The sequence below is a fragment of the Blautia sp. Marseille-P2398 genome, from assembly GCF_964240315.1.
Taxonomy (GTDB): domain Bacteria; phylum Bacillota; class Clostridia; order Lachnospirales; family Lachnospiraceae; genus Blautia_A; species Blautia_A wexlerae.
Genome location: NZ_CAXSTD010000041.1, coordinates 1 through 1,695, shown reverse-complemented (window position 1 = coordinate 1,695; position 1,695 = coordinate 1). Strand labels below are relative to the sequence as shown.

General features: G+C 36.4%; 1 protein-coding gene. It reads left to right on the top strand.

Annotated elements, in window-relative coordinates; genetic code table 11:
• Positions 1-181 precede the first annotated feature (181 nt).
• On the top strand, positions 182-1,519 hold the full coding sequence (locus tag ACESZG_RS18845; protein WP_055057891.1) for an IS4 family transposase: 1,338 nt from the start codon (positions 182-184) through the stop codon (positions 1,517-1,519).
• Positions 1,520-1,695 lie beyond the last annotated feature (176 nt).

The following is a 1,695-nucleotide window of genomic DNA, read 5'->3' as shown; positions in this document are numbered from 1 at the left end:
CAATGGTATTTAGATAATCTATACCCTTAGTTAGTCTTAAGGGTCTAACAAAAAGATTACAAAAGCCTTGACTTTTAAGCTGGAATCTGCGGCCGCTCTCATTACTGATATTATTGTGAGGTAATGAGAGCGGCCTTTGAATTAGAAATTAAAATTTTTCTAATTCAGGAGGCACATACCTATGTTCCATTTAAAACTTAAAGATACTCTTAAGCATTCTATAGCAACGGTTACATCGCATATGGATTCCTTTGTTTATAATCCGGGACGCGATTATTCTCGTATACGAAAACTTTCTCCAGATCATGTTATTTCGTTCCTTATTTCTCAAGGCGCTTCATCCACGAAATGCGAATTTCTGGATTTCTTTCAAATGTCAGAGGATCTCCCTTCTATATCTGCCCTAAATCAAAGGCGTTCCCAAATGATGCCAGAGGCTCTGGAAGCTGTATTCCATGAGTTTACTTCTTCTTCCGAAAAGCTTGAACTTTCAAAGCAGGAACAGCAGTATCAATACATTGCTGCTGATGGTTCTACTACTTCTTTTTTCAGCTTTTCAAAGTATTCGTCTGATGATTATTTTATCTCAGAAGGACATTCTGCCTCCGGCTTTTACAGCATACACATTAATGCCTTTTATGACATAAATAAACGGATCTATACCGATGCCATTCTTCAGTCTGCACACAAAAAAGATGAGTTCCTTGCTTTTTGCCAGCTTGTAGACAGACATATCCCTCACCCGGATCAAAGAACTATTTTTATCGGGGACAGAGGGTATTGCTCTTATAACAACATGGCTCACGTGATCGAAAAAGAACAGTATTTTGTTTTTCGTACAAAAGACATTACAAGCAAAGGGTTGATTGGGAACTTTGTTTTTCCGGATTCTGATACATTTGATATAACTGTTGACGTAACTCTTACGAGATCCCATCGTAAATCTATAAAAATCAAAGATGGTTTTTACCGAAGATATGTTGACCAGGCAGCTTCTTTTGACTACATAAAATATGGCTCAGAAGATACTTATGATCTGACTTTTCGGATCGTACGGTTTCCAATATCAGAAGATACTTATGAATGCCTTGTGACAAATCTTCCGGAAAAAAACTTTCCTGTTGAAAAGCTTAAAGAAATCTATAATTCCAGATGGGGGATCGAATCCTCTTTTCGAAAATTGAAATATACGATTGGATTAAGTCATTATCACAGCTATAAACCTGATTTTATAAAACAGGAAATATGGGCGAAGTTTATCGCTTATAATGCCACGGAACTTCTTGTTGCTCATACTGTAGTCGTTCATGGGAAACGTAAATATTCCTATAAAGTAAACTTTACGCTTGCTGCACATATATGCAGAATCTATCTCCGTCTCCACACGGAGACAGATTCCATAAATGTGATGGCACTGTTACAAAAGGAATTAGTCCCGATCCGCTGCGATCGACAATTCCCAAGACTTAAAACGGCTCATTTCAGAAAACCCAAATATCTGATATACCGTGTTTCCTAAACAGTATCATCAACTGATAGTATATCACTTTTTCAAGCAGATGAAAATCTGCTTATTTGTCGTTGACAAAACGAACAAGAATTTAACCATTTTCATATTTCATAAATTTTTCAAGGCATTTCTTTTTAAATGTCAAGTAATCTCCGGAATATGCTTTATTTATCTAAATACCATTG